Consider the following 24,755-nt stretch of genomic DNA (forward strand, 5'->3'; position numbering starts at 1 on the left):
CTGCATCGAAGACCCGCAACGCTCCACAGCTTGCCCCCTCCAGCACCGCAACAGCGCGCTGTCACAAAAGCTTCAAACCGCTTTTGCACCACAGTCATGTTGGAGCGCTATCGCCTGTCTGGTAATCACCTGTCACACAGAGGGAGCCCAGCATGGACCGCAAGGACATCATCGACAGTCAGGACTACGGCAACAAGGCCGAGGCCTTTGAAGCCTTTGACGACATTCCCACAAACCCGCATCTGGGCAATACCATCGGGGATGTCATTCAGGAGCGGTATGGCCGGCGGGATTTCCTGCGCGGATCACTGGGCGTGGCGGCGACGGCGTCCCTGTTTGGTGCCACAGCGCTGACTGCGCCGAAGCAGGCCGCAGCGGCAGGGCGGCAGAGCCGGTATGTGTTTGATGAGTTGCAATGGGGCAATGACGTCACCCACCACATCGCGGAGGGCTACAACGCGGACATACTGGTGCGCTGGGGGGATCCGATCACGGCGGATGCGCCTGATTTCGATGTGATGAACCAGACGCCGGAGGCACAGGCCCAGCAGTTTGGCTACAACAATGACTACGTGGGCTTTGCCGAAGTGGCACCGGGGCGCGGGATGCTCTGTGTGAACCACGAATACACCAATGAAGAGGTGATGTTCCCCGGTCTGGGCCGTCAGGACCGCGCCGGGTTCGAAGGGATGACCCGCGAGATCGTGGACATCGAGATGGCCGCCCATGGCGGGTCGGTCTTCGAGATCGTGAAGGGCGATGATGGCGCATGGGCGCTGAACCGCGACAACCCGGCCAACCGCCGCATCACGGCCAATACGCCGATGACCTTTGATGGCCCCGCCGCAGGACACCCGCGGATGCGCACAAGTGCGGATCCCGCAGGCATGACCGTGTTGGGCACCATCAACAACTGCGCAGGGGGCATGACGCCCTGGGGCACCTATCTGATGGCCGAGGAGAACTTCCACGGGTATTTCTGGACCGATGTGGTGGATGCGGACGGCAAGCCGGATCTCAGTCTCCAGCAAGAGGCCGCGCAGATGGAACGTTATGGCGTGCCGGGGCGCTGGTATGCCTGGGGCCAGTTCCATGACCGGTTCAACATCGACAAGGAACCCAATGAACCCAACCGCTTTGGCTATATCGTGGAAGTGGACCCGCTGAACCCCGACGCCATGCCGATCAAACACACCGCGCTGGGCCGCTTCCGCCATGAGGGGGCAGAGACGACCATTGCCGCCGATGGCCGTCTGGTGATCTATTCGGGCGACGACAACCGGTTTGATTATCAGTACAAATGGGTCTCGGCCGATCCGGTGACGGAGGAGAACAGCCATTTCGGGTCCGCGTTGCTGTCGGACGGCACGCTCTATGTGGCGCGTTTCGATGCGGATGGCACGGTGGTGTGGTTGCCGCTGGTGCACGGGCAGGGGCCGCTGACGGCGCAGAACGGTTTTGACAGCCAGGCAGATATTGCCATCGACACACGCCTTGCGGCGGATGCCCTGGGGGCCACGCCGATGGACCGCCCCGAAGACGCGCAGCCCGGCCCGAATGGCACCGCCTATCTGATGCTGACCAACAACTCACGCCGGGCGCCTGAGCAGGTCGATGCCGCCAACCCGCGCGCCAAAAGCCGTTTTGGCCACATCATCGAGATCCGCGAGGACGGCGGCAACCATTCGGCCACCCGAGGCACATGGTCGATCCTTGTGCTGTGTGGCGATCCCGGGATCGAAGAGGTCGGCGCGATGTGGAACCCGGAGACGTCGGAGAACGGCTGGTTCGGGTCGCCGGACAATTGCGCTTTTGACAGCGCGGGCCGGTTGTGGATTTCAACCGATCAGGGCCGCAACTGGGGCCGGACGGGCAAGTCTGACGGGCTTTATGCGCTGGAGACGGAAGGCGATCTGCGCGGGCATTCCAAGCTGTTCTTCCGCTGCCCTGTCGGTGGGGAGCTCTGCGGGCCGTATTTTGCGGATGAGAGCAAGACGCTGTTCCTGGCGGTACAGCATCCGGGCACCGATGGGACCAAGGACTTCGCGGGGTTCGAGCGGGAGTCGACCTTTGAGGATCCCGCAACCCGCTGGCCGGATTTCGATCCCAAGATGCCGCCACGTCCTTCCGTGGTTGTGGTGACCAAGGCGGATGGCGGTGTGATTGCGGTCTGAGGAGGGCCGGGCGCCGGGTCTACATCAGCTCCACCACCGAGGCTTTGCGCGTGAGCCCCATGTCGCGGCGCAGAGCGGCACGGGCGCGGGCCAGACGTGACATCACCGTGCCGGGGGGCAGGCGCAGCCGTTCGGCCAGCGCCTGCGGGCTGCTTTCGCCCTGCATGACCAGCACCATCAGCCGGGCCTGATTGCGCGGCAGGCGGGCGATGGCGCTGCGCAATTCGGCGCAGGCAAGGCGGGCGGGCGCTGCGGGGGGTGTTTGCAAGAGCCCCTCGCTCAATTCCTCGGTCGGGCGCTGTCTGCGCCAGCGGGCACGCACAAGGTTGTGCAGCATTACCATTGCATACCGGTCGGGGGCGTCGATATCGGCCTCATCCTTTTGCAGTTGCAGCAGGCGCAAAGCGGTTTCCTGCGCGAGGTCTTCGGCTTCTTCCGGGTTGCCGGTCAAGCGGCGCGCCCGCGCCACGAGGCGGGGCATCAGGGTGTCGATCAGGTCGGGGGGCGTTATCGGGGCGGGGGGCGTTCGTGGTTCTGTCATCGGGTGCCTCATGGGTTGCAGGCGATTGGCGTTCGGGAATGCGCAGGAGCGGGTATCGGCCCTGTCCCGGACGCCATAGATGGCCCCTCTGTTATGCCACAACCACCCCGAGAATTTCCGCCGATGCCGGGCGGCCCCCCTTTTTGGGCAACCCTTTGCTCACCCCGAGGGGCGGCGTCGGCAGGCCTCCGCGCGCGGGTCGGTCGGGCCGGACGCAAAGCCGGTTTGGCGCATCTATCCCTGTGAAGGCAGCAAAAGCCTTCGAGCAACCAAGACCAAGAACCTCTAAAGGAGTATCCAATGACGTATCTTACCAAGACGGCCGCACTGACCCTCTTTCTGGCGCCCAGCCTCGCACTTGCGATGACGGCGGCGGAAGTGGATGCAAATGGCGACGGTCTGCTGAGCGTGGCTGAAGTTCAGGCGGTTTTCCCTGACGTCACAGCCGAGCAGTTCTCAGCCATGGATCTGAACGCCGATGGTGGGCTGGATGATGGCGAGGTCGAAGCGGCTCAGGAAGCCGGGCTGATGCCAGCGGCCTCCGAGGGCTGATCAGACAAGGAGCGGGCAGGGGCACGAACCCCCCGTATGCAGCCCCTGAATGCCGCTTGGACGGAGAGGTCCGACAGTTTCTGTCGGGCCTTTTCGGGTTGGGGGGTTGGGGATTGGAGAGGGTTGCGTTGGGGGGGCGCTTTATCTCGTGCGGTGGTCTGCGGTGTGCGGACGGCGCATTTCGGAGGCTCTGCCTCCGGACCTCCGGGATATTTATGGAGAAAAGATGAGGGGGGGCGTGGTGAGGGGAGAGGGGAGGCAGACTGCCACGGCGGGGTGGCAGCCTGGAAGAGCGGTTGTTTACCGTTTGAGGTGGATGTTGAAGCGGGCGCGCAGGGCGGCATCGAGGGCTGGGTCGAAGGCGGCGCGGGAAGGTTCGGACAGGATGGTTTCCTTGCGGGCGCGGGCGGTTTCGATCAGGTCGGGTTTGCCGTTTTCCTCCCACTCCTTGGGAGAGTTGCGGTTGCCGTAGGTGGGGTAGACGTGGTCCTGCTCCATCCGGGCCAGCGTCTGTTCGGTGCCAAGGTAATGTCCCGGCCCCCCCATGCAGACCTGGCGCATCTGGTCGAGTGCCAGGGTTTCCTCGGTCACTTCGATGCCACGGACGCAGCGCAGGGCCTGGCCGATGATGTCATCCCCCAGGATCAGGGATTCGTGGCAGAAGCCCAACAGGGAGGCGTGCATGCCTGCGGCTTCATAGACCATGTTCAGCCCCGACAGCCCCGCCATCACGTTGGAGCACATCTGTTCCCATCCGGCCTGCATGTCCGGCAGTTTGCTGTCGGCGATGCCGGCAGCAGCGCCGCCCGGCAGGCCGTAGAACTTGTGCATCTGCGAACAGCCTGCCGTCAGCAGCGCCTGTTCGCCCGATCCGCCTGTCATCGCGCCGGTGCGCAGGTCCAGACCGAAAGGCCAGGTGCCAAAGACCGCCGGGTGGCCGGGGGACACGGCGTTCACATAGACCAGCCCCGCAAGGCATTCCGCCACCGCCTGCACAATCGCGCCTGCCACGGTCGAGGGAGCTGTGGCCCCGGCCATACCGGCAGAGAGCAGCAGGATCGGCATGCCGCCTTTGATACAGGCCTCCATCACTTCGCAGCTTTCGGTCGCGAATTTCATCGGCGGGACCACGAAACAGTTGGAGTTGGAGACAAACGGGCGTTCGCGCCACGCCGCTTCACCGCCTGCGATCATGTGCAGCATTTCCAGCGCTTCGGGCACGTAGGCAGGATCGGTGAACGACGCGCCAATCTGCTTGGTGGTGCCCGAACAGCAGGCGTAGATCGTATTGAGGTCCAGTTCCAGGTTGTCGGTCACATCGCGGGCCACCATGGGGCGCTGCACGAAGTGGATATTATCGAGCCGGTCGCAGATGCGCGCGGCATCGTGCAGGTCCTGCAAGGTGCTGTGCCGGTAGGTGCGGCCGTCCGGTTCGACCATGTTCACCGCAGCCCCCGCAGTGCCGTAGTGCACACGGGTGCCTGAAAGGTGCAGATCATGGGCGGGATCGCGGGCGGGAAAGACCACTTCGCGGTTGGCGCGGGTCAGCATGTCTTCGACCAGCGCGCGGGGGAAACGGATGCGGCCATCCTCCCCCTCAATCGCACCTGCGCCAGTCAGATACGCAACACCCGAGGGCGGCGCGTCTGCCAGACCAATGGTCTCCAACGCATCAAGGGCGGCGGTGTGAATGGCCTGCACATCCGCGTCAGAGAGCGGCTTGTAGGTGCCGCCTTCCATGCCGGGGCGGATGGGGCGCAGATGATCGGGCAGGGCTTTGGCGCGGGCGGCACGGCGGGCCGCACGGCCGCCGCTGCGCATGGGGGAAAGTTCAGTCATATCGGGTGTCCATTTTTGGAAATCAGGGAAGGGTGACGCGCGCCTCTTCCGGCGCCCCCCGCGCTGCACGGCCCCGCGGCGCACCGATGGTACGCTCAACCCGTATGACGATGCAGCGGTCTGCCTTCATCTGGCCTCCTGACTGTTTCAGCAGACAAAAATCCCCAGACCCCGGCTTTTCCGTTTGCGACGCGTCGACCTGTTTGCGACCCGTGCAGGTGCAGCAAATGCCTGAAAAAGATGCAGCATCCGGGAAATACTACCTGAACGGGCGGATTTTGGCTCAAAACCGGGTCAAATGAGCGCAAAAAATCGCTGATCGGGATGCTGTGAATTGATCACGGGGGAACATGCACCCATGTGTAGCAGTGAGCAGATGAAAACCCGTTTGCGCGCAGGCGCGCGCGTGAGCGATCAGCACGTGTAACGGCACGTCTCACAAGGAATGGAGCAAGAAATGACTTTTGGCACCACACCACGCCGCGTTACAGGAATGGCGGCGGGCCTTCTGGCCGCAACAACATTTGCCTCCGCAGCGCTGGCGGGAAGCGTCGGACAGCCGGCAGAAGCGCCAGTGGTCAGCGCACCCCCCCCGGTTCAGGCATACGATTCACAAAGCTGGACGGGCTTTTATGTCGGTTTGCAGCTGGGCTACGGCGAGATAGATGGCGGCGGCCTGAGCGGCGACAACGAGATTTTTGGTTTCCACTCCGGTTACGACCATGACTTTGGCGATTTCGTTCTGGGTGGCGAGGTCGACTTTGACCAGACCAGCATCAGCCTGAACGGGGGGGCAGCCACAGCGGACACTGTGGGGCGTCTGAAGGTCAAGGGCGGTTACGATCTTGGCAACACGCTGGTTTACGGCACCGTCGGATATGCCTTCGCTGACACCTCTGTCGGGGATGAAAGCGCGCCGTTCTTCGGCATCGGGGCAACCTACCGGATGAACAATGGCTACAGCATTGGTGCGGAGCTGCTGGAGCACAGGTTTGACGACGTCGGCGGTGTGCCGGGTCTGGATCTTGATGCGACAACCCTGACCATTCGCGGCTCCTTGCGGTTCTGACCCCCCGGAACTTGAAGCTGCAAAGCCGAGGCACCCCCCAGTGCCTCGGCTTCTTTTTTGTCAGGTCTGGCGTTCCGCAAAGGTGCACAGGGCGCGCAGGGCCTGTTCAAACCGCGTATCCTCCACTGTCATCGCCACCCGGATATGGCCTGCGGCGGCGGCACCGAAGCTTTCGCCCGGCATCACTGCGATCTGTTCGGCGTCGAGCAGCGCATTGGCAAAGCCTTCGCCGCTCATCCCGGTGCTGCGCACGTCCAGCATCAGGTACATTGCCCCCTGTGCAGGCACCAAAGCCACCGCATTCTGCCCTGCCAGCACCTTTTGCGCGATGGCGCGGCGGCGGCGGAAGGGGGCGGCGATGTCATCTTCAAACGCGGTGCCCTGATCGAGGGCAAAGCGCGCGGCGTCCTGAATGAAACCCGGCACACCGTAGGTGGTATGGGTGGCGAGGTTGATCAGATGGTCCACCATATCCACCGGGCCCAGGACCCAGCCGATGCGCGACCCGGTCATGGCGTGGGATTTGGACATGGAGCCCACCACGAGGGTACGCCCCTCCATCCCCGGCAGCGCACGGGGAGAGATATGCGCCCCCTCCCACACCTGCGTGTCGTAGACCTCATCCGAGATCAGCCAGAGATCGTGATCCTTGCAGACCTGCGCGATCCCGTCCAGCGTGGCGCGGGAGTAGACCACGCCGGTGGGGTTGTTGGGGGAGTTGATCAGCAGGGTTTTGGCACCAGCCGCCTGGGCCGCGATGTCAGCGGCATTGGGTTGGAACGCCTGTTCGGGGTGGGCCGGGATCGCCACAGGGTCCGCGCTGACCCCGCGCAGGGTACCGGGGTAGGTGGCATAGAAGGGATCGATATAGAGCGCGCGGTCACCGGGATTGAGCGTGGCGAAATGCGCCGCATAAAGCGCCGATTGCCCGCCCGGTGTGATCATCACGTTGTCGCGGGTGGTGGGCACGCCGGTGCGCGCGGTGACACGGGCTGCAATCGCGTCGCGCAAGGCGGGCGTGCCGGGGATGGAGGCGTAGCCAGTATGCCCGGACAGCGCCGCACGGTGCATGTCTTGCAGGATGGGGGCGGCAGTGCGGATGTCATGCTCGCCAATGGTGAGTTCGGTCACGGCAACCCCGTCCGCGATCATCGCGCGCGCGCGGTTGAACACGTCCCAGCCGTCGGACCCGCCGCCAAGGATGTTACTGATGCGATTTGATGCCTGCATGAGATGCCCCTTCGTCTTTGGCGCAGGGGCGCAGAGGTGGTTTGATTCGTCAATTGTCCTTGACCCAATGCCCCCCGGCGGTTAGGCACGGCGCATGACCAAGCTGACCACAATTATCTGTTGCAAGATTACCTGCTGAGATATTCCTCGCGGGCGGCTGTTCATGTCCATCTGATTTTTTGAACCTGTAGCATGCCCGCGCCCTAATTGCGTAAGGACGCCGCCATGACCCGTGATCTGACGATCAAGCTGTACAATACCAAGACCCGGAAGAAGGAGGTTTTCACCCCGATTTCGGAGGATGATGTACGGATGTATGTCTGTGGCCCGACGGTCTATGACCGCGCCCATATCGGCAACGCGCGGCCTGTGATTGTGTTTGACGTCTTGTACCGGCTGCTGCGGGAGGTTTATGGCGCGGAGCACGTGACCTATGTGCGCAATATCACGGATGTGGATGACAAGATCAACGCGCGCGCCGCCGAAAGCGGGCGGGAGATTGGCGAGATCACCCAGGAGACCACGCGCTGGTTTCTGGAGGACATGGGCGCGGTGGGGGCCTTGCAGCCTTCGATCCGCGGGGGCGATCATGAGCGCGCGATGCCCCGCGCCACCGCCTATATCGCGCCGATGGTGGCGATGATCGAAGATCTGATCGCCAAGGGGCACGCTTATGAGGCGGAGGGGCATGTGTTGTTCCGCGTGCGGTCCTACGAGGCCTATGGCGCGCTGTCGGGGCGGTCTGTGGATGACATGATCGCAGGTGCACGGGTTGAGGTCGCGCCTTACAAGGAAGACCCGATGGATTTCGTGATGTGGAAGCCCTCGGATGCGGACACACCCGGATGGGACTCGCCTTGGGGCCGGGGGCGTCCGGGGTGGCATATCGAATGCTCGGCCATGGCGGAGGCGCTGTTGGGCTCCCGGTTTGACATTCACGGCGGTGGCAACGATCTGACCTTCCCGCACCATGAGAACGAGATCGCGCAGTCGGTCTGCGCAGGGCATGATTTTGCCAACGTCTGGATGCACAACGAGATGTTGCAGGTCGAGGGCAAGAAGATGTCCAAGTCGCTGGGCAATTTCTTTACCGTGCGGGACTTGCTGGATCAGGGCGTGCCGGGGGAGGTGATCCGGTTTGTGTTTTTGTCCACGCATTACCGCAAGCCGATGGATTGGACGGAGAAGAAGCGGGGTGAGGCGGAGAAGACCTTGCGGAAGTGGTACGAGCAGGTGGCTGGCGCGGAGACCGGGCCGGTTTCCGGCACCGTGCTGGGATTGCTGGGGGATGACTTGAACACCCACGGCGTTCTGACCGCTTGCCATGCGATGTCGGCAGAGAACGATGTGAGCGGGCTGCGGGCGGCGCTTGGGATCACGGGATTGCTAGGCGACCAGATCCCGGATTGGGCCGTGGCCAAGGGTTTTGATCTGACGGAATACGAAGGGTTCCTGTCGGATGCCCGTGCCACTGCGATGGAGACCAAGGATTTTGCCGCAGTTGACCGCATCAAGGCGATGCTGCTGGCCGCCGGGGTGGAAGTGCAGATGAGCAAGGACGGGGTCACGTTGAAGGCCGGACCGGATTTTGATGCAGATAAGTTGGATGTGGTCGGATGAGTAGGGTTTTTGAGGCTAAGTGCGTTGGCGCGTGGTGCGTTGACGCGTGGTGGGGTGGCGCGTGGTGGGGTGGCGCGTGGTGGGTTGGCACCCACCCTACGTGGGGAGGTGGGTCATGAAATCCCGCCTCTCTCTCTTCGACACCACCCTGCGCGACGGGCAGCAAACCCAGGGGGTGCAATTCTCCACCGAGGAGAAGCAACAGATCGCCGAAGCGCTCGACGCGCTCGGCGTGGATTATATCGAAGGCGGCTGGCCGGGGGCGAACCCCACGGACAATGCCTTCTTTGACCACGCCCCCAAGACCCGCGCCAAGATGACGGCTTTTGGCATGACCAAACGGCCCGGTATCTCGGCCCAGAACGACGATGTGCTGGCCGCCGTGATGAACGCGGGCACTGCATCGGTCTGTCTGGTGGGCAAGACCCATGAGTTCCACGTCACCACCGCGCTGGGCATCTCGCTTGAGGAAAACCTGGGCCTGCTGCGCGACAGCGTTGCGCATCTGGTGGCCAGTGGCCGTGAGGCGCTGTTTGATGCGGAGCATTTCTTTGACGGCTACAAAGCCAATCCCGACTATGCGCTGCAATGCCTGCATGCGGTGAAGGATGCAGGCGCGCGCTGGGTTGTGTTGTGTGACACCAACGGCGGCACTTTGCCTGCGGATGTGGGGCGGATCACGGGCGAGGTGATTGCGTCCGGCATTCCCGGTGACTATCTTGGCATCCACACCCACAACGACACTGAAAACGCGATTGCCAACACGCTGGCCGCTGTCGACGCGGGCGCGCGGCAGATCCAGGGCACACTCAATGGGCTGGGCGAGCGCTGTGGCAATGCGAACCTCACCACATTGATCCCGATCCTGCTGCTGAAAGAACCCTATGCGAGCCTTTATGACACCGGGATCACCCGCGAAGCGCTGGCAGGGCTGACACGGACCAGCCGGATGCTGGACGAGATCCTCAACCGGGTGCCGCATAAGCAGGCGGCCTTTGTGGGATCAGCAGCATTCGCGCATAAGGCGGGGCTACACGCCAGCGCGATCCTCAAGGACCCCACGACCTATGAGCATATTGACCCGGCTGAGGTGGGCAATGCGCGGATCATCCCCATGTCCAATCAGGCCGGGCAATCCAATCTGCGGCGGCGGCTGGCGGAAGCGGGCATCGACGTGCCCAAGGGCGATCCGGCGCTGGGCGAAATCCTCACGGCGGTCAAAGCGCGGGAAGCGGAGGGCTATGCCTATGACACGGCTCAGGCGAGTTTCGAACTGCTGGCCCGCGACGTGCTGGGGCAGTTGCCCGCGTTTTTCGAGGTCAAACGCTACCGGGTGACGGTGGAGCGGCGGAAGAACAAATACGACAAGATGGTCAGCCTGTCCGAGGCTGTGGTGGTCGTGAAGGTGGACGGGCAAAAGCGCCAATCCGTCAGCGAAAGCATGGATGATGCAGGCACCGACCGCGGCCCGGTGAACGCGCTGGCCAAGGCGCTGGCCAAGGATCTGGGGCAATATTCGGCGATGCTTGAAGACATGCGGCTGGTGGATTTCAAAGTGCGCATCACCCAGGGCGGTACTGAGGCGGTCACACGGGTCATAATCGACAGTGAAGACGGGCAGGGGCGGCGCTGGTCCACTGTCGGCGTCAGCGCCAACATAATTGATGCGAGCTTTCAGGCGCTGCTGGAAGCGATCCAGTGGAAGCTGATCCGCGATACTGAAGAGGCCACCCCATGACTGTTGATCCCATGGCGGCTTTCTTCAAACTTCACAGTGACCTGCCGCGCGAAGGGCCGGGGGAAGCGGCCGATATCCGTTGGGCAGCACAGATGCTGGACCTGAAACCGAATGCGGTGATTGCGGATGTGGCCTCCGGCCCCGGTGGTGACATTGGGGCCTTGCTGGAGGTGGCGCCGCAGGGCCATGTGACGGCGCTGGACAAGACCGCGCATTTTGTGGACGCGGCAAGGGCGCGCTGGTGCGATGACACGCGCGTGACCGTGCTGAAGGCGGATATGGCGCGGGTGATGAACGCATATGATCTGATCTGGTGCGCCGGTGCGGTGTATTTTCTGGGGATCACGCCCGCGCTGACCGCCTGGAAGCGCAGCCTGCGCCCCGGCGGTGCGGTTGTGTTCAGCGAAGTGTGCTGGTTCACGGACACCCCGTCTGCCCGGCCCCGGCAGTTCTGGGAGGCGCAATACCCCGACATGACCGATGAAGCCGGGATTGCCGCGCGGATTGAGGCGGCAGGATATGACCTGCTGTCCACCCGCCGTCTGTCTGATCAGGCGTGGGAGGACTACTTTGGCCCGCTGGATGCCCGGATTGCAGCCCTGCGCGACGGTGCGGATGCGGCGTTGGTGGCGGTGCTGGATGAAGCGGAAGAAGAGGCTGCCGTCTGGCGCGCGCACCGGGATGAATTTGGCTATCTGCTGAGCGTTGTGCGCCCGCGATGAGCGGTGACGCGGATTTCAACGCCTGCGCTGCCTTGGTCGAACGCGGCGATCCCTTGCGGTTCCGCGCGGTGATGGCTGCTCCACTGGCGGCGCGCCGGGTATTGTTCCCGCTTTATGCCTTCAACATCGAAGTGGCCCGCGCGCCCTGGGTCACGCAGGAGGCGATGATCGCGGAGATGCGCCTGCAATGGTGGCGTGATGTGTGTGAAGAGATCGGCGCGGGCGGCCCGGTCCGGCGCCATGAAGTGGCGAGCCCGCTGGCCGCGGTGATGGACGCGGACAGTGCGGCGCTGCTGGATGAGCTGGCCGCCGCGCGGCGCTGGGACATTTACCGCGATCCCTTTGAAGATGAAGCGCATTTCGCCCGGTATCTGGATCAGACGGCTGGCAATCTGGCCTGGGTGGCGGCAAAGACGCTGGGCCCGGCAGAGGAGCAGGTGGTGCGCGATGCGGCCTTTGCGAGCGGCGTTGCCGCATGGCTTGCCGCGATCCCGGCGCTGGAAGAGCGCGGCCGTGTGCCGCTGCTGGACGGGACGGCTGCGGGGGTCAGGGCGCTGGCGCAGGAAGGGCTGGACCGGTTGGCAAAGGCGCGGGCGCGACGGCGCGCGGTGTCGGCTGCTGCGCGGCCTGCGGTCTATCATGTGGGCGCGGCGGCAGCGGTGCTGAAAGCAGCGGTGGCTGATCCGATGGCGGTGGCGGAGGGGGGGCTGCCGGATCCTGTCGAAAGCGACCGGATTGGTTTGCCGCTCAGGGTATTCGCCGGGCGCTGGTAGGGTGCGCATTTACTGCGCAGCTCTAAACGGTGGCAGGGTTTTGGTGCGCAGTGAATGCGCACCCTACGCCGGTTGCCGGTCCTGCCGCAGCACCAGCCACAAAAGCGCACCGCCCGCCAGCATCAGGAACGGCACCATGGCGTAGTTCACCGCCGCCCAGCCTTCAACCGGCGAGCCACCCGAGCAGTTCATCAACCCGCCCGAGGCCAGCGAAGCCACCGTCACCCCGCCAAAGACCAGCAGATCATTCAGCCCCTGCATCCGTCCGCGTTCATGCGGCGCATGGGCGCCTGCCAGCATCGTGGTGGCGCCGATAAACCCGAAGTTCCACCCGATCCCCAGCAGGATCAGCGCAATGAAGAAGTTCTCAAGCGCCACGCCTTGCAGCGCCACGATCCCCGCAAGGCCAAGGATGGCAAGGCCGAGGCCCACGATGGTCTCCACCCCGAAACGGTTGATCAGGTGGCCGGTGAAGAAGGATGGCGCGAACATCGCCAGCACGTGTCCGGTGACGACAAAACCAGCGATGATCTTGAAGGTGGCTGAGGTCTCCTGCCCGGCGAAAGTGTCGGCAAAGAAGGCGGGCAGTTCCGTGTTGCCTGCGATCCCGCAGCCGACCACGGCCAGCGGGGTGGAGGTCATCACCAGGTTCATCAGCGCGTAGGACACCATCGCACAGATCACTGCCACCGCGATGCGCGGCGTGGTGATCAGCTCCCACCGGGTGCGGCCCTGCGGCGCGTCGGCGGCGGGCTTGGGCGGCTTGGGGATGTCGATGAAGAAAAACAGCAACGAGCCCACGAGGTTCAGCAGCATCACGGCCACATAGGTGCCCACAAAGGGGATCGCCGACAGGCTGACAGAGGTGGCCGAGGCCAGCTGCGGGCCGATGATCGCAGAAGCCAGACCGCCGGCCATCACATAGGAGATCGCCTTGGCGCGGTATTCATCAGACGCGGTGTCGGCCGCAGCGAAGCGGTAAAAACCCTGCGCGGACATGTAGATACCCGTCAGCAGCGACCCCAGCAGGAAGATCGGGAAGGACGCGACAAAAAGCCCGTAAGCCGATACGGCGGCCCCTGTCGCACCGCCAGCCGCGCCCAGAAAGAACCCGGCACGGCGGCCAAAACGTTGCATGAAAGCGGACACGGGCGTGGCAGACAGCATTGAACCCAGAACGATCATCGAAATCGGCAGCGTGGCAAAACAGATGTTCGTCGCAAGTTGCTGCCCGGCCAGCCCGCCGACCAGAAAAATCATCGGCATCTGCGCGCCCAGAACGGCCTGTGCGGCGACCAGAACGTAAACATTGCGCCGGGCGCGGGTGTCATCAATCATGCGGAGGGTCCCTTCGGGCTCAGGCGTACCTGCATGCCCGAAAGGGGGCAACCCCACGCGGCGCAATCGCGCGCAATTCGCGGGGTTGTGAAAGGGCGGGCCGCGCCGCACAGTGGCGGTGTGAAAGCCGGTCTGAACATCCTTCTTTTGGCAGGCAGTGCCGAAGCGCGACAGATTGCGCGGGCCCTGGGGCCACAGGACCTGCGCCTGCGCGCGCTGGTGTCCGAACCGCCGCGCGGGCCTGACCCGATGCCCATTCCCTGCCGCATGCACCCTTTCGACGATCCCACCAGTCTGGCTGAGCAGATGCAGGATGTGGATGCGGTGATTGACGCCAGCCACGGCTTTGACGGCACAATGACCGAAGTGGGCTTTGCCGCCGCAGGGATCGCAGATGTGCCCTTTGTCACGCTGACCCGGCCGGCGTGGGAGCTGTCAGAGCATCCCAAATGGCGCAGCGCCCATGATCTGCGCGCGGCGATGCCGATGATCCCGGCGGGCGCGCGGGTTTTTGCCGCCACCGGATGGACCAGCCTGCCTGCCTGCGCGCGGTTTCCGGGCGACCGTCTCTTGCTGCGCCAGACCGTGCCCCATGACCGCCCGCCGCCTTTCGATTTTGTTGATCTGATCTTTGGCGAGGCGCCATTCACCCCGGCGTCCGAAACCGCGTTGTTCAAGGCACTGCATGTGGACATGCTGATCTGCCGCAACCTTGGCGGGCTGCCGAGCAGGCCAAAGCTGGAAGCGGCCAAGGCGCTTGATCTGCCGGTTATCCTGATCGACCGCCCCGCACGCCCGGAAGGGGCGGCGGCGGTGCAGGGGGTGCAGGCTGTGCTCGACTGGGTGGAGGCGCTGTGAGGGCGGGTCTTGTGACAGGACCGGCTGACGTGGCTGAGGGCGCGGCGTGGCTGGTGCAGGCAGAACCGCGTTTCCAGACCGTGCTGGACGTGGTGAACCCGCTGCCCCTGCGTCTGAAGCCGCCCGGCTTCGCCACGTTGATCGACATCATTATCAGCCAGCAGGTCAGCCTTGCCTCTGCCGCGGCGATCCGCGCGCGGATGGAGGCCGCGGGGTTGATGCAGCAGGACGCGGTGCGCCTTGCCAGTGATGCGGATCTGCAAGGCGCGGGCCTGAGCCGGCCCAAGGTGCGCTATGTCCGCGCGGTGGCCGACGCCGCGCTGGCGTATGAGACGATGATAGGGCTCAGCGACGATGACCTGACCCTGACGCTGACGGCCATCAAGGGCATCGGGCCGTGGACTGCCCAGATTTACGGCATGTTCGCCATGGGCCGCGCGGATATGTTTGCGCCCGGTGATCTGGCCTTGCAGGAAGCCGCAAAGGTGCTGTTTGATCTCGACGCACGCCCGGATGCGAAAACGCTTGCGCACATGGCACAGGACTGGTCGCCCTGGCGATCTGTTGCAGCCCGCGCGCTCTTTGCCTACTACCGGGTGATCAAGAACAGGGATGGGTTGTTATGACACGGGTTTTACAGGCAGAGCGGCGCGCGCCGGTCTCAGGCGACACACGGTCGATTGTGGTTTTTCTGCATGGATACGGGGCGAATGGGGCGGATTTGCTGGGGCTTGCCGATCCGTTGGGGGAACACCTGCCGGATACGATGTTTGTGGCGCCCGACGCACCTGAAACCGTGGCGGGCATGCCCAATGGCTATCAGTGGTTCCCGATCCCGTGGATAGACGGCTCCTCCGAGGAGGAATCCGAACGCGGGATGATGCAGGCCATCGAGGATCTGAACGCCTTTCTGGATGCGTTGATGGTGGATGAGGATGTGCTGCCGGAACAGGTTGTGCTGTTTGGCTTTTCTCAAGGCACGATGATGGCGCTGCATGTGGCCCCGCGCCGCGAGGATGCGGTGGCGGGCATCGTGGCGTTCTCTGGCCGGTTGCTGTCGCCCGAGACATTGAAAGACGAGGTTGTCGTGCGACCTCCGGTCCTGCTGGTGCATGGGGATGCGGATGATGTGGTGCCGCCGCAGTCCTTGCCACAGGCGGCGGAAGCCTTGCAGGAGGCTGGCTGGCAGGATGTGTTTGCCCATATCATGAAAGGCACCGGCCACGGCATTGCACCTGATGGGTTGAGCGTGGCATTGGCGTTCATGCGCGACAAGTTGAGTTTGTAGGCGGAGCGCCATTTCGCTGTCATCAAACCGTCGCAAAAACCCGTCATCACTGCCCGCGACATCTTGTGTCTGAACTGGGGCTTGCCAGCAAAAAGCCACGAGATATAGTCGAGCTGAACGGGCAAGGGACGACACCAGCGATGGAAGCCGATTTCAGAACCGAATTTACCCGCACCAGCGCTGTGCTGAAGCACCGCCCGGCGCTGGTCCTGAACGCCGATTACAGGCCGCTCAGTTACTACCCGCTGTCGCTGTGGCCCTGGCAGGAAGCCGTCAAGGCCAAGTGGCTGGAGCGGGTGGACATCGTCGCGGAGTATGACGATGTGGTCCGAAGCCCCTCCACCGAGATCAGGATACCTTCTGTTGTTGTTCTGAAAGACTATGTGAAACCTCAAAAGCGCGTGGCCTTCACGCGCTTTAATTTGTTTCTGAGGGACGAATTCCGCTGCCAGTATTGCGGCGCGCGGGGGGATTTGACGTTTGACCATGTGGTGCCGCGCTCTGCGGGTGGGGTGACGTCATGGCAGAATGTTGTGGCGGCGTGCAGCCCGTGCAATCTGCGCAAGGCGGCGAAGTCCCTGCACCAGACCGGGCTGTCCTTGCGCAAGCCGCCCCGCCAGCCCGGCGCGGAAGAGCTGCGCAACATGGGGCGGAAGTTTCCGCCGAACCATCTGCACGAAAGCTGGATGGATTTTCTGTATTGGGATGCGGAACTTCAGGCTGAATAGCCTGAAGGTCAGTGGGAGGCAGCGGGTCCGTCTTTGACCCGCGTTCCCAGTCCGATGCCATTTCGGATGTGGCGATTGCGGCAGACGTGATCTGAAGGCGCGGCTGCGCCGCATTACATTATTTGTTTTGGCGCTTCAGGCTCACCATCCCAGAGGGGCAGGAGCCGTCTTTGATTGATCCCTGCCATGACAGAACGCCAACCGCTTTCCAAGTAAAATAGTCGTATCCCGCAAGCGGGTCCCTCGACGATTTTTCTTGGCAACCGGTCGTCCTTCCGTCCTGCCGGTGCTCAAGCAAAGGCGGCTCCAGCCCAGAGATGTCAGAAATCCAGATCGACCCAGACCGGCACGTGGTCGGACGGCTTGTCCCGGCCGCGCACGTCGCGGTCGATCTGGCAGTCGCGCAGCCAGTCGGCGCAGACGGGGCTGAGCAGGAAATGGTCGATGCGGATGCCGTTGTTGCGGTTCCACGCACCGGCCTGATAGTCCCAGAAGCTGTAGTGGCCCGGCCCTTGCGTGCGGGCACGGAAGGCTTCCGTGAGGCCGAGGTTCAGCAATTTGCGCCAGGCGGTGCGGGAATCGAGGCGAAAGAGCGCGTCTTCGCGCCATGCGTCAGGCTTGGCGGCGTCTTCGGCCTGGGGGATGATGTTGTAGTCACCCGCCATCAGAAACGGGGTTTCTTCTGCCAGCAGCGTTTGCGCACGGGCGTGCAGACGCTCCATCCACGCCAGTTTGTAGTCGTACTTCGGCCCCGGAGCAGGATTGCCGTTGGGCAGATAGAGCCCGCAGACGCGCAGGGCCTCCCGCGCGCCCATCACGGTCGCCTCGATATAGCGCGCCTGTTCGTCCGTATCATCGCCGGGCAGACCTCGGGTGACGTCTTCCAATGGGTGTTTTGACAGGATCGCGACGCCGTTGAACGACTTTTGCCCGTGGGTTTCCACGTTGTATCCGCGATCCTCAAACAATGCGCGGGGGAAATTCTCATCGATGGATTTGATTTCCTGGAGCAGCACGACATCGGGAGAGGCCTCATCAAGCCAGGCGGGCAGGGCCTCTGCGCGGGCCTTGATGCCGTTGATGTTGAACGTGGCGATCTTCATGAGGGCCCCCCTTTGGTCTGGTCTTTCGTATCGCGCAAAGCGCGGATCGGGACAAGGGGAGGGGCGCAAACACATGTGATTCTCTTAAGGTGATTCTGTTTCGGATCGCTCAACCTAAGCGGTATTAACCTCGATCGCTCTGCAATCTGGGAGAATCCGGGCTGTGGATAAGTTTTTTTCTATCCTGTGGAGAACCTTGAAGGGCATTTGTTTACTTAGGGTTGAAAGTACCCGGCTCTGTGCACAGCTTGAGCGGCTGTTGCGGCGGCCGAAATTTAGTCTTGGCAGCGCATCTTAAGCGGGCAAGCCTGTAGTCACTGCAACCTTAGATTGATCATGAAGGGACATAACATGACAGCACTTGCAAAGATCCAGACTTCCGTAACACAGGCACAGACCGACACACCCATGGGCATCGACAGCGGCATGGGCGTTGAGATGTTCTCCTCCGGCTCCATCGCGCAGAGCACAGATATGGCATCGGGTGGGGGCACGGCGTTGTTCACCACAAGCGCTGTCAGCGTGGAGGATGACATGAGCGCAGGCGGCAATGTGGGGCTCTACACCACAAGCGCATAACGCCTTTGAAACAAAGGGTTCGTCGCCTGTGCGCGGCGGACCCCATCTGCAAGAGAGAGGCCACGCCCGTGTCAAATATCCTGTCGTTTCCGTCCCGGCCCCGCGTCGCCCAGACGCTGCCCCTTGCGGGTCTTGCGGAGGCCGTGCGCCAGGGGCGCCACGCGCAAAGCAATGTTTTGTGGCTGAAGGAAAACGCGGAACTGTTGGGCATGATGGCCGCCTGCGGATTGTCCCTGCCGGACACTGCACTGGCCGCCTATGAGGAGACCTACAACAGCATTCCCGAGCAGATGAAGCTCTACCCGCAATACTACCGGTTCTGGCTGTCGATCTGCCTTGATCTGGAGGATCTGGGACTGGGCGGACCATTGGGCGCGGACCTGTGCGGCTGGGCGGATGACGCAGGGCTTGCGGATGCGGAGCTTTCCGATCTGCAACGGGCCGAGGCACGCAGGCTGCTGAAGCGGCGCGGCGTGGGCCGTGACGTGCGCGACGGGGCATTGGGCGACAGGCTGCGTCATTTCACCAACCGGTCCGGTACTTTTGCGCTGCCCAACAAGAAGGCGGCTTATGAGCTGACCCACATCGTTTTTTATCTTTCCGACTATGGCAGGCAGGATCCAGGATTGGATGGCTGCACGCTGACCAGCCTCGAATATGCCGGTGTGCTGGCTTTTCTGGATCAGGACATGGATCTGCTGGCAGAGGTGTGCACGGCGCTGCGCTATGCGGGGCTGACCCCCAGCCCGGTCTGGACCGAGGCGATCGCCGCGGCGCACCGCGGCATGTATCTGCACAGCCAGCCGGGCGCGCCGCTGAATGACGGCTTTCACGCCTATCTGGTCACGGGCTGGGCGCTTCAGACGGAAGGGCAGGAAGGGTTCACCGCCCCGGTGCCGACAGGCCCCTTGCGGTTTGACGCGGATGGCCCCCGATTGGGGGCGCTGCGGCCCATGTCTGCCTGGTTGGGAGAAACCGCGCAGCGGCCCCGCAAACGCGGCGACTGGGGCGCTGTGCGCGCCGATATCCTGAACCGTCTGTGCGAAACGCGCCGCGCCGTGCTGGAGCGGGCAGAGCGGTCAACTCCCGCCTTTGCCGCCTTCTTTGAAAGGTTCGCGCGGGTGTGAAGGTCGCCCCGCAGAGGGCTGTTTTACATGGAAAAAGACGTACCACACCCGCAGGCGGAAGTGGCGTTGGGATTGTCGATGACAAACCGCGCGCCGATCAGTTCTTCGCTGAAATCAATCACGGCATTGGTCAGGAACGGCAGGGAGATGCTGTCTACGACCACTTTTTCGCCGCCGCCCTCAAGCACCAGATCATCCTCTTTGGGTTCATCCAAAGCGATCTCATACTGAAACCCGGAACACCCGCCGCCTTCGACTGCCACGCGCAGGGCTTTGCCGTCGGCTTGCGCGCCAATCTCTGCCAGACGCTCAAACGCGCGGGAGGTGACTTTGGGGGGCAGGTTCATGGGCTTGGGCCTCATACCGTTGGTTTCCATCGGGCTATGGCTGTAATATAGCAATGGCAGGACAGGCTACAAGGACCCGTGCCCATGCGCGCCCCTTTTGCTTCTGATCCGGACCTCGCGCGGGGACGGCGCGTGCCGGAGGACGAAAGCACCTTTCGCTCCTGCTTTCAGCGGGACCGCGACAGGATCATTCACGCCAGCGCCTTTCGGCGTCTCAAACACAAGACCCAGGTCTTTGTGGAGCATGAGGGCGACTATTTCCGCACGCGGCTGACCCATTCGATTGAAGTGGCACAGGTGGCGCGGACGATCTCGGGTGCTTTGGGGCTGAACGCGGAACTGACGGAGGCTGTGGCACTGGCCCATGATCTGGGGCATCCGCCGTTCGGGCATACCGGAGAGGACGTGCTGCATGAGTTGATGAAGCCTTACGGTGGGTTTGATCACAACGCGCAGGCGATCAAGATTGTCACCGCGTTGGAGCGGCATTACGCGGAGTTTGATGGGCTGAACCTGACCTGGGACACGTTGGAAGGGATTGCCAAGCATAACGGGCCGGTGACCGGCACGCTGCCCCACGCCTTGGCAGATTACAACGCGCTGCACGATCTGGAGCTGCACACCCATGCCAGTGCAGAGGCGCAGGTGGCGGCCTTGTCGGATGACATTGCCTATAACAATCACGATCTGCATGACGGGCTGCGCGCGAAGCTGTTCAGCGAAGAAGAGATTGCGGCTTTGCCCTTGGTGGGGCCTGCTTACGCGGAGGTGGACAGGCTCTACCCCGATACAGACCGCTACCGCCGCCGCCATGAGGCGTTGCGGCGGGTGTTTGGCATGATGGTGTCGGATGTGATTGAGACCTCAGCGGGGCTGCTGGCGGCCTCGGGTGCTGGGTCGGCTGCGGACATTCGCCATCTGGGGCGGCCGGTGATCCGGTTCTCTGAGCAGATGTGGGCGGACATCCGCGCCATTCGTGATTTCCTGTTCCAGCACATGTACCGCGCCCCTTCGGTGATGGAGATGCGGGCGGAGGTGTCAGAGGTGGTGCGCGAGTTGTTTCCGCTGTTCCTGAACAATCCCAACCTGTTGCCCAAACATTGGACGCGCCAGATCGAAGAGGCCGGGCAGGATCAGACCAAGATTGCCCGCATGGTGGCCGATTATATCGCGGGCATGACGGACCGCTATGCGCTTGGCGAACATGCGCGGCTTCTGGGTGGCGGCAGCAGTGCCATTTCCCGCTGGAGCGCGCAGTAGCGGGCACGCGCAATTGACTGCCCTTGCTCAGGTGATACATGGGCGGGAAGCCAAGGAAGAGACCCATGAACCTATTTGCCGAAATCCGCAGCCTGATCGTGACCACCCTTGAGGGTATGGTGCGCGAGGGGGCGTTGCCTGACGGGCTGAATTTTGATCCGATCACGGCGGAGCCGCCGCGCGATGCGGCACACGGGGATATGGCGACCAATGCGGCGATGGTGCTGGCCAAACCTGCGGGCATGAAACCACGCGATATTGCGGAGGCGCTGGCGGATAAGCTGGCGCAGGACGCGCGGATCACCTCTGCCGAGGTGGCGGGGCCGGGGTTTTTGAACCTGCGGTTGGCGCCGGGGGTCTGGCAGCAGGTGGCCGGGGCCGTGCTTGCCGAAGGCACGGATTTTGGCCGCAGTTCGCTGGGTAAGGGGTTGAAAGTCAACGTTGAATACGTCTCTGCCAACCCAACGGGACCACTGCATGTGGGCCACACGCGGGGCGCTGTATTCGGCGATGCTTTGGCCAGTCTGCTGGATTTCGCGGGCTATGACGCCACCCGCGAATACTACATCAACGATGGTGGCGCGCAGGTCGATGTCCTCGCCCGCTCCGTCTACCTGCGGTATCTGGAAGCGCATGGGCAGGACGTGGCGTTTGAGGACGGCACATACCCCGGCGACTACCTGATCCCGGTGGGGCAAAAGCTGAAGGACAAGGTCGGCGATGCCTTTGTCGACAAGGGCGAGCAGTTCTGGCTGGAGGAGATCCGGGAATTCGCCACCGAGGAGATGATGAACCTCATCCGCAGCGATCTTGAGGCGCTGGGGGTGGAGATGGATGTCTTCTACTCCGAGAAGTCACTCTATGGCACGGGCCGGATTGAAGCGGCGCTGGACGACCTCAAAGGCAAAGGCCTGATCTATGAAGGCGTGCTGGAGCCACCCAAGGGCAAAAAGCCCGAGGATTGGGAACCGCGCGAGCAGACGCTGTTCCGCTCCACCGCGCATGGCGATGACGTGGACCGGCCGGTGATGAAATCAGACGGCGGCTGGACCTATTTCGCGCCGGATATTGCGTACCACTATGACAAGGTGCAGCGCGGGTTTGATGCCTTGATCGACGTCTTTGGCGCGGATCATGGTGGCTATGTCAAACGGATGAAAGCCGCTGTCAGCGCGCTGTCCGATGGCAAGGTGCCGCTGGACATCAAGCTGGCGCAACTGGTCAAGCTCTACAAGAACGGGGAGCCGTTCAAGATGTCCAAACGGGCAGGGACCTTTGTGACCCTGCGCGATGTGGTCGATCAGGTGGGGCCGGACGTGACACGGTTCGTGATGCTGACGCGCAAGAACGACGCGATGCTGGATTTCGACTTTGACAAGGTGATGGAGCAAAGCCGTGAGAACCCGGTGTTCTACGTGCAATATGCCCATGCGCGGGTGGCATCCGTGCTGCGCAAAGCAGCCGATGCCGGGATCCCTGCCGATGAAGCCACGCTGAAAGCCGCCGATCTGAGCCTTCTGGACCATGAAGCAGAGCTGGGATTGCTCAAGAAACTGGCCGAATGGCCACGGTTGGTGGAGACCGCTGCGCGCACCAATGAGCCGCACCGGGTTGCCTTCTATCTCTATGAACTTGCTGGGGATTTCCACGGGTTGTGGAACCGGGGCAATGAAGAACCGCAGTTGCGCTTCCTGCAAGAGGACGATCCTGCCACATCTGCCGCGAAAATCGCGCTTGCGCGGGCCACGGCGATTGTAATTGCAGCGGGTCTTGGTATCTTGGGTGTCACTCCGGCGCAGGAGATGCGGTAACAATCGCACCAGCGCGCCGCTACAGGCATTTACCACAAGATCCGCAGCGCATGTACGCTGTGGGCAGCGAGGCACAGATGGCAGACTTCACTTTCTCCTCCATGGCGGAGGATGACGGCGGCTATGCACCCGAATACCGCGTCCAGCAGGACAAACCCAATCCGCTTGGCACCTTGACGAATGTCGCGGGCGCTTTGGTGTCGCTGGCTTTGGTCGTGGGCATCGGGGTTTGGGGGTACAAACTGCTGGTGCGCGACGTCAGCGGGATCCCGGTGGTCAAAGCCGCAACAGGCGATATGCGGGTGCTGCCCGAAGATCCGGGCGGAGAATATGCGCAGCATCAGGGATTGTCCGTCAATGCAGTGGCCGCCGAAGGCACCGCCGCGCGCCCTGCCGATGAGCTGCGCCTTGCCCCGCAGCCGGTGGATCTGACCGAAGAGGACCGGACCGCGCCGATTGAAGCCGCAGCCCCCGCGCCGCAGCCTGCCTTGCCCCAGGCAACGGACGCTGCGCTGACGGATGTGGCCGCTGCCTTGCAAAGCGGCAATGTGGATGACGTCGTGGCGCAGCTGACCGCAGGTGTCGCGCCCTTGGCCGATCTGGGTGCGGAGACCGAAGAGATCATCGCCAGCGTCACCGCCGAGGTGGCCGCAGAAGTCCAGCAGGCCGAAGCGCAGCTTGCAGCCGTGATTGACGCGCCGGGCGTGCGCCAGTCGTTGCGCCCGCGCAAGCGCCCCGTGGACCGCGTGCAGGTAATCAATGCCGTTGCAACCGCTGCGGTGACTGAAACACAGGACATCGACCCGGCCACATTGCCCGCAGGCACACGTCTGGCGCAATTGGGGGCCTTTGACAGCGCCGAAGTCGCGCGCGAGCAATGGGACCAGTTACAGGGGCGGTTTGGCCCCTACATGGCCGACAAGAACCGCGTGGTGCAGCGCGCCAGCAGCGGCGGGCGGGTGTTCTACCGCCTGCGGGCCATGGGATTTGAGGATCTGGGGGCGGCGCGCCGCTTCTGCTCTGCGCTGGTGGCGGAAAACGCCGACTGCATTCCGGTCGTCACCCGCTGATGGCCCCATCTGCGGTTATTCTGGACGCCGAGGGGCTGACGCTCAGCGCGGATGAAAAGGCGTTCTTTCGGGAGGCGGACCCCTGGGGGTTCATCCTGTTTGCCCGCAATATCGACACACCCGATCAGGTGCGCGGGCTCTGTGCCGAGATCCGCGATGCGGTGGGCCGCGACGCGGTTATCACCATTGATCAGGAGGGGGGGCGCGTGCAGCGCCTGCGCCCGCCGCACTGGCGGGACTGGATGCCGCCGCTGGATCTGGTGGCCTGTTCGGGCGATCAGGCCGAACGCGCGATCTATGTGATGTACCGCATCATCGCGGATGAGTTGCACCAGATCGGCATCGACAGCAATTGCGCGCCCATGGTGGATGTTGCAGGCCATATGACACATGATTTCCTGCGCAACCGGTGCTATTCCAGCGATCCCGCGCGGGTCGCTGCCGTGGGCCGTGCGGCTGCACAAGGCATGCTGGACGGCGGGGTGCTGCCGGTTCTCAAACACATCCCCGGCCATGGCCGCGCGGTGGTCGACAGCCATTATGACCTGCCCCGTGTGGGCGCGATGCACGCGGATCTGAGCGCGGTGGATTTCGCGCCGTTTCACGCCCTGCGCGATCTGCCGATGGGGATGACCGCCCATATTGTCTATGAGGCGCTGGATGATGCGCCCGCAACCTGTTCTGCAAAGATGATGCAGGTGATCCGGGAGGAGATCGGGTTTGATAATCTGGTGATGACCGATGACATCTCCATGAAGGCCCTCGGCGATGACCTGATCGGCAACACCCGCGCCGCGTTGCAGGCGGGCTGTGACATCGCGCTTTATTGCAACGGGACGCTGGCTGACCGGATTGCCGTGGCTCAGGCGGCAGGCCCGCTGACACCGGCGGCTGAGATCCGCGCGGCGCGGGCATTGGCGTGCCGCAAACCGCCGCAAGACGTTGACATTCCGGCGCTGGAGGCCGAGTTTGACGCGCTTTTGTAGCG

23 protein-coding genes are annotated in these 24,755 nt (G+C 63.2%); 17 read left to right on the plus strand and 6 right to left on the minus strand.

Annotated elements, in window-relative coordinates:
* Nucleotides 1-152: 152 nt before the first annotated feature.
* Entirely contained in the window at nucleotides 153-2,174 is a 2,022-nt protein-coding gene (locus tag Q1A91_RS07230) for a PhoX family phosphatase (protein WP_299874993.1), read from the plus strand.
* Nucleotides 2,175-2,193: 19 nt separating this feature from the next.
* On the opposite strand, the gene Q1A91_RS07235 is transcribed toward Q1A91_RS07230, so the two are convergent.
* Nucleotides 2,194-2,715 (minus strand): sigma-70 family RNA polymerase sigma factor, encoded by a 522-nt coding sequence (locus Q1A91_RS07235; RefSeq protein WP_299874996.1) that lies wholly within the window; start codon nucleotides 2,713-2,715, stop codon nucleotides 2,194-2,196.
* 300 nt (nucleotides 2,716-3,015) lie between these two features.
* On the opposite strand from Q1A91_RS07235, the gene Q1A91_RS07240 reads away from it, so the two are divergent.
* Nucleotides 3,016-3,267: a hypothetical protein gene (locus tag Q1A91_RS07240; RefSeq protein WP_299874999.1), complete on the plus strand. Its 252-nt coding sequence runs from the start codon at nucleotides 3,016-3,018 to the stop codon at nucleotides 3,265-3,267.
* 300 nt (nucleotides 3,268-3,567) lie between these two features.
* On the opposite strand, the gene Q1A91_RS07245 is transcribed toward Q1A91_RS07240, so the two are convergent.
* The gene (locus Q1A91_RS07245; RefSeq protein WP_299875002.1) at nucleotides 3,568-5,106 is read right to left on the minus strand and encodes a trimethylamine methyltransferase family protein; all 1,539 of its coding nucleotides are present in this window, start codon (nucleotides 5,104-5,106) and stop codon (nucleotides 3,568-3,570) included.
* A 457-nt stretch (nucleotides 5,107-5,563) separates the two neighbouring features.
* On the opposite strand from Q1A91_RS07245, the gene Q1A91_RS07250 reads away from it, so the two are divergent.
* Nucleotides 5,564-6,175, plus strand: a complete 612-nt coding sequence (locus Q1A91_RS07250) for an outer membrane beta-barrel protein (protein WP_299875005.1) — start codon at nucleotides 5,564-5,566, stop codon at nucleotides 6,173-6,175.
* 60 nt (nucleotides 6,176-6,235) lie between these two features.
* Here Q1A91_RS07250 and Q1A91_RS07255 read toward each other — a convergent pair whose 3' ends face one another.
* Entirely contained in the window at nucleotides 6,236-7,405 is a 1,170-nt protein-coding gene (locus Q1A91_RS07255; protein WP_299875008.1) for a pyridoxal phosphate-dependent aminotransferase, read from the minus strand.
* Nucleotides 7,406-7,630: 225 nt separating this feature from the next.
* Between Q1A91_RS07255 and cysS the strand changes: the two genes are divergently transcribed.
* The 4 genes from cysS to Q1A91_RS07275 all read left to right on the plus strand — a co-directional run bounded on the left by cysS (nucleotide 7,631) and on the right by Q1A91_RS07275 (nucleotide 12,258).
* The gene (gene cysS, locus Q1A91_RS07260; RefSeq protein ID WP_299875011.1) at nucleotides 7,631-9,025 is read left to right on the plus strand and encodes a cysteine--tRNA ligase; all 1,395 of its coding nucleotides are present in this window, start codon (nucleotides 7,631-7,633) and stop codon (nucleotides 9,023-9,025) included.
* Nucleotides 9,026-9,140: 115 nt separating this feature from the next.
* Nucleotides 9,141-10,763 (plus strand): citramalate synthase, encoded by a 1,623-nt coding sequence (cimA, locus tag Q1A91_RS07265; protein WP_299875014.1) that lies wholly within the window; start codon nucleotides 9,141-9,143, stop codon nucleotides 10,761-10,763.
* Entirely contained in the window at nucleotides 10,760-11,485 is a 726-nt protein-coding gene (locus tag Q1A91_RS07270) for a class I SAM-dependent methyltransferase (protein WP_299875016.1), read from the plus strand. The genes cimA and Q1A91_RS07270 overlap by 4 nt, the downstream gene beginning before the upstream one ends.
* Complete coding sequence (locus tag Q1A91_RS07275; protein ID WP_299875019.1) at nucleotides 11,482-12,258, plus strand: squalene/phytoene synthase family protein; 777 nt, start codon at nucleotides 11,482-11,484, stop codon at nucleotides 12,256-12,258. The genes Q1A91_RS07270 and Q1A91_RS07275 overlap by 4 nt, the downstream gene beginning before the upstream one ends.
* 63 nt (nucleotides 12,259-12,321) lie before the next feature.
* Here the strand turns inward: Q1A91_RS07275 and Q1A91_RS07280 are convergent, their stop codons facing one another.
* A complete protein-coding gene (locus Q1A91_RS07280; RefSeq protein WP_299875022.1) occupies nucleotides 12,322-13,596 on the minus strand; it encodes an MFS transporter in 1,275 nt (424 codons plus the stop codon).
* A gap of 33 nt (nucleotides 13,597-13,629) precedes the next feature.
* Here Q1A91_RS07280 and Q1A91_RS07285 point away from each other — a divergent pair, with 33 nt between their 5' ends.
* The 4 genes from Q1A91_RS07285 to Q1A91_RS07300 all read left to right on the plus strand — a co-directional run bounded on the left by Q1A91_RS07285 (nucleotide 13,630) and on the right by Q1A91_RS07300 (nucleotide 16,470).
* Nucleotides 13,630-14,454, plus strand: coding sequence for a precorrin-6A/cobalt-precorrin-6A reductase (locus tag Q1A91_RS07285; protein ID WP_299875024.1), 825 nt, complete (start codon nucleotides 13,630-13,632; stop codon nucleotides 14,452-14,454).
* Complete coding sequence (locus Q1A91_RS07290) at nucleotides 14,451-15,080, plus strand: DNA-3-methyladenine glycosylase 2 family protein (RefSeq protein ID WP_299875026.1); 630 nt, start codon at nucleotides 14,451-14,453, stop codon at nucleotides 15,078-15,080. Before Q1A91_RS07285 ends, Q1A91_RS07290 begins: the two co-directional genes overlap by 4 nt.
* On the plus strand, nucleotides 15,077-15,742 hold the full coding sequence (locus Q1A91_RS07295) for an alpha/beta fold hydrolase (protein ID WP_299875029.1): 666 nt from the start codon (nucleotides 15,077-15,079) through the stop codon (nucleotides 15,740-15,742). The genes Q1A91_RS07290 and Q1A91_RS07295 overlap by 4 nt, the downstream gene beginning before the upstream one ends.
* A gap of 140 nt (nucleotides 15,743-15,882) precedes the next feature.
* Nucleotides 15,883-16,470 carry an HNH endonuclease gene (locus Q1A91_RS07300; RefSeq protein WP_299875031.1) on the plus strand — a complete coding sequence of 196 codons (588 nt, stop codon included), beginning with the start codon at nucleotides 15,883-15,885 and terminating at the stop codon, nucleotides 16,468-16,470.
* A gap of 320 nt (nucleotides 16,471-16,790) precedes the next feature.
* Here the strand turns inward: Q1A91_RS07300 and xth are convergent, their stop codons facing one another.
* Entirely contained in the window at nucleotides 16,791-17,573 is a 783-nt protein-coding gene (gene xth / locus Q1A91_RS07305) for an exodeoxyribonuclease III (RefSeq protein WP_299875034.1), read from the minus strand.
* A 351-nt stretch (nucleotides 17,574-17,924) separates the two neighbouring features.
* Between xth and Q1A91_RS07310 the strand changes: the two genes are divergently transcribed.
* Together Q1A91_RS07310 and Q1A91_RS07315 are read left to right on the plus strand one after the other, a co-directional pair.
* Nucleotides 17,925-18,152, plus strand: coding sequence for a DUF6749 domain-containing protein (locus tag Q1A91_RS07310; RefSeq protein WP_299875037.1), 228 nt, complete (start codon nucleotides 17,925-17,927; stop codon nucleotides 18,150-18,152).
* Nucleotides 18,153-18,220: 68 nt separating this feature from the next.
* Nucleotides 18,221-19,279: a hypothetical protein gene (locus tag Q1A91_RS07315; protein WP_299875040.1), complete on the plus strand. Its 1,059-nt coding sequence runs from the start codon at nucleotides 18,221-18,223 to the stop codon at nucleotides 19,277-19,279.
* 23 nt (nucleotides 19,280-19,302) lie between these two features.
* Here the strand turns inward: Q1A91_RS07315 and Q1A91_RS07320 are convergent, their stop codons facing one another.
* Nucleotides 19,303-19,626, minus strand: coding sequence for an iron-sulfur cluster assembly accessory protein (locus Q1A91_RS07320; RefSeq protein WP_299875043.1), 324 nt, complete (start codon nucleotides 19,624-19,626; stop codon nucleotides 19,303-19,305).
* A gap of 84 nt (nucleotides 19,627-19,710) precedes the next feature.
* Here Q1A91_RS07320 and Q1A91_RS07325 point away from each other — a divergent pair, with 84 nt between their 5' ends.
* The 4 genes from Q1A91_RS07325 (at nucleotide 19,711) to nagZ (ending at nucleotide 24,753) form a co-directional block, all read left to right on the plus strand.
* The gene (locus tag Q1A91_RS07325; RefSeq protein WP_299875046.1) at nucleotides 19,711-20,886 is read left to right on the plus strand and encodes a deoxyguanosinetriphosphate triphosphohydrolase; all 1,176 of its coding nucleotides are present in this window, start codon (nucleotides 19,711-19,713) and stop codon (nucleotides 20,884-20,886) included.
* Between the two features lie 65 nt (nucleotides 20,887-20,951).
* Nucleotides 20,952-22,697, plus strand: a complete 1,746-nt coding sequence (gene argS, locus Q1A91_RS07330; RefSeq protein WP_299875049.1) for an arginine--tRNA ligase — start codon at nucleotides 20,952-20,954, stop codon at nucleotides 22,695-22,697.
* Between the two features lie 77 nt (nucleotides 22,698-22,774).
* Entirely contained in the window at nucleotides 22,775-23,767 is a 993-nt protein-coding gene (locus Q1A91_RS07335) for an SPOR domain-containing protein (RefSeq protein WP_299875052.1), read from the plus strand.
* The gene (gene nagZ, locus Q1A91_RS07340; protein WP_299875055.1) at nucleotides 23,767-24,753 is read left to right on the plus strand and encodes a beta-N-acetylhexosaminidase; all 987 of its coding nucleotides are present in this window, start codon (nucleotides 23,767-23,769) and stop codon (nucleotides 24,751-24,753) included. The genes Q1A91_RS07335 and nagZ overlap by 1 nt, the downstream gene beginning before the upstream one ends.
* Nucleotides 24,754-24,755: the final 2 nt, after the last annotated feature.

This window comes from uncultured Sulfitobacter sp. (assembly GCF_947500075.1).
Classification (GTDB): Bacteria; Pseudomonadota; Alphaproteobacteria; order Rhodobacterales; family Rhodobacteraceae; genus Sulfitobacter.

Bases quoted from the DNA above. Each gene is read 5' to 3' on its own strand.
- Q1A91_RS07335 (WP_299875052.1), top strand. From the start codon at position 22,775: ATGGCAGACTTCACTTTCTCCTCCATGGCGGAGGATGACGGCGGCTAT.
- Q1A91_RS07245 (WP_299875002.1), bottom strand. From the start codon at position 5,106: ATGACTGAACTTTCCCCCATGCGCAGCGGCGGCCGTGCGGCCCGCCGT.
- Q1A91_RS07320 (WP_299875043.1), bottom strand. From the start codon at position 19,626: ATGAACCTGCCCCCCAAAGTCACCTCCCGCGCGTTTGAGCGTCTGGCA.
- xth (WP_299875034.1), bottom strand. From the start codon at position 17,573: ATGAAGATCGCCACGTTCAACATCAACGGCATCAAGGCCCGCGCAGAG.
- cysS (WP_299875011.1), top strand. From the start codon at position 7,631: ATGACCCGTGATCTGACGATCAAGCTGTACAATACCAAGACCCGGAAG.
- Q1A91_RS07255 (WP_299875008.1), bottom strand. From the start codon at position 7,405: ATGCAGGCATCAAATCGCATCAGTAACATCCTTGGCGGCGGGTCCGAC.
- Q1A91_RS07275 (WP_299875019.1), top strand. From the start codon at position 11,482: ATGAGCGGTGACGCGGATTTCAACGCCTGCGCTGCCTTGGTCGAACGC.
- Q1A91_RS07300 (WP_299875031.1), top strand. From the start codon at position 15,883: ATGGAAGCCGATTTCAGAACCGAATTTACCCGCACCAGCGCTGTGCTG.
- Q1A91_RS07285 (WP_299875024.1), top strand. From the start codon at position 13,630: ATGCCCGAAAGGGGGCAACCCCACGCGGCGCAATCGCGCGCAATTCGC.
- cimA (WP_299875014.1), top strand. From the start codon at position 9,141: ATGAAATCCCGCCTCTCTCTCTTCGACACCACCCTGCGCGACGGGCAG.
- Q1A91_RS07250 (WP_299875005.1), top strand. From the start codon at position 5,564: ATGACTTTTGGCACCACACCACGCCGCGTTACAGGAATGGCGGCGGGC.
- nagZ (WP_299875055.1), top strand. From the start codon at position 23,767: ATGGCCCCATCTGCGGTTATTCTGGACGCCGAGGGGCTGACGCTCAGC.
- Q1A91_RS07235 (WP_299874996.1), bottom strand. From the start codon at position 2,715: ATGACAGAACCACGAACGCCCCCCGCCCCGATAACGCCCCCCGACCTG.
- Q1A91_RS07270 (WP_299875016.1), top strand. From the start codon at position 10,760: ATGACTGTTGATCCCATGGCGGCTTTCTTCAAACTTCACAGTGACCTG.
- Q1A91_RS07325 (WP_299875046.1), top strand. From the start codon at position 19,711: ATGCGCGCCCCTTTTGCTTCTGATCCGGACCTCGCGCGGGGACGGCGC.
- Q1A91_RS07295 (WP_299875029.1), top strand. From the start codon at position 15,077: ATGACACGGGTTTTACAGGCAGAGCGGCGCGCGCCGGTCTCAGGCGAC.
- Q1A91_RS07230 (WP_299874993.1), top strand. From the start codon at position 153: ATGGACCGCAAGGACATCATCGACAGTCAGGACTACGGCAACAAGGCC.
- Q1A91_RS07240 (WP_299874999.1), top strand. From the start codon at position 3,016: ATGACGTATCTTACCAAGACGGCCGCACTGACCCTCTTTCTGGCGCCC.
- Q1A91_RS07280 (WP_299875022.1), bottom strand. From the start codon at position 13,596: ATGATTGATGACACCCGCGCCCGGCGCAATGTTTACGTTCTGGTCGCC.
- argS (WP_299875049.1), top strand. From the start codon at position 20,952: ATGAACCTATTTGCCGAAATCCGCAGCCTGATCGTGACCACCCTTGAG.
- Q1A91_RS07310 (WP_299875037.1), top strand. From the start codon at position 17,925: ATGACAGCACTTGCAAAGATCCAGACTTCCGTAACACAGGCACAGACC.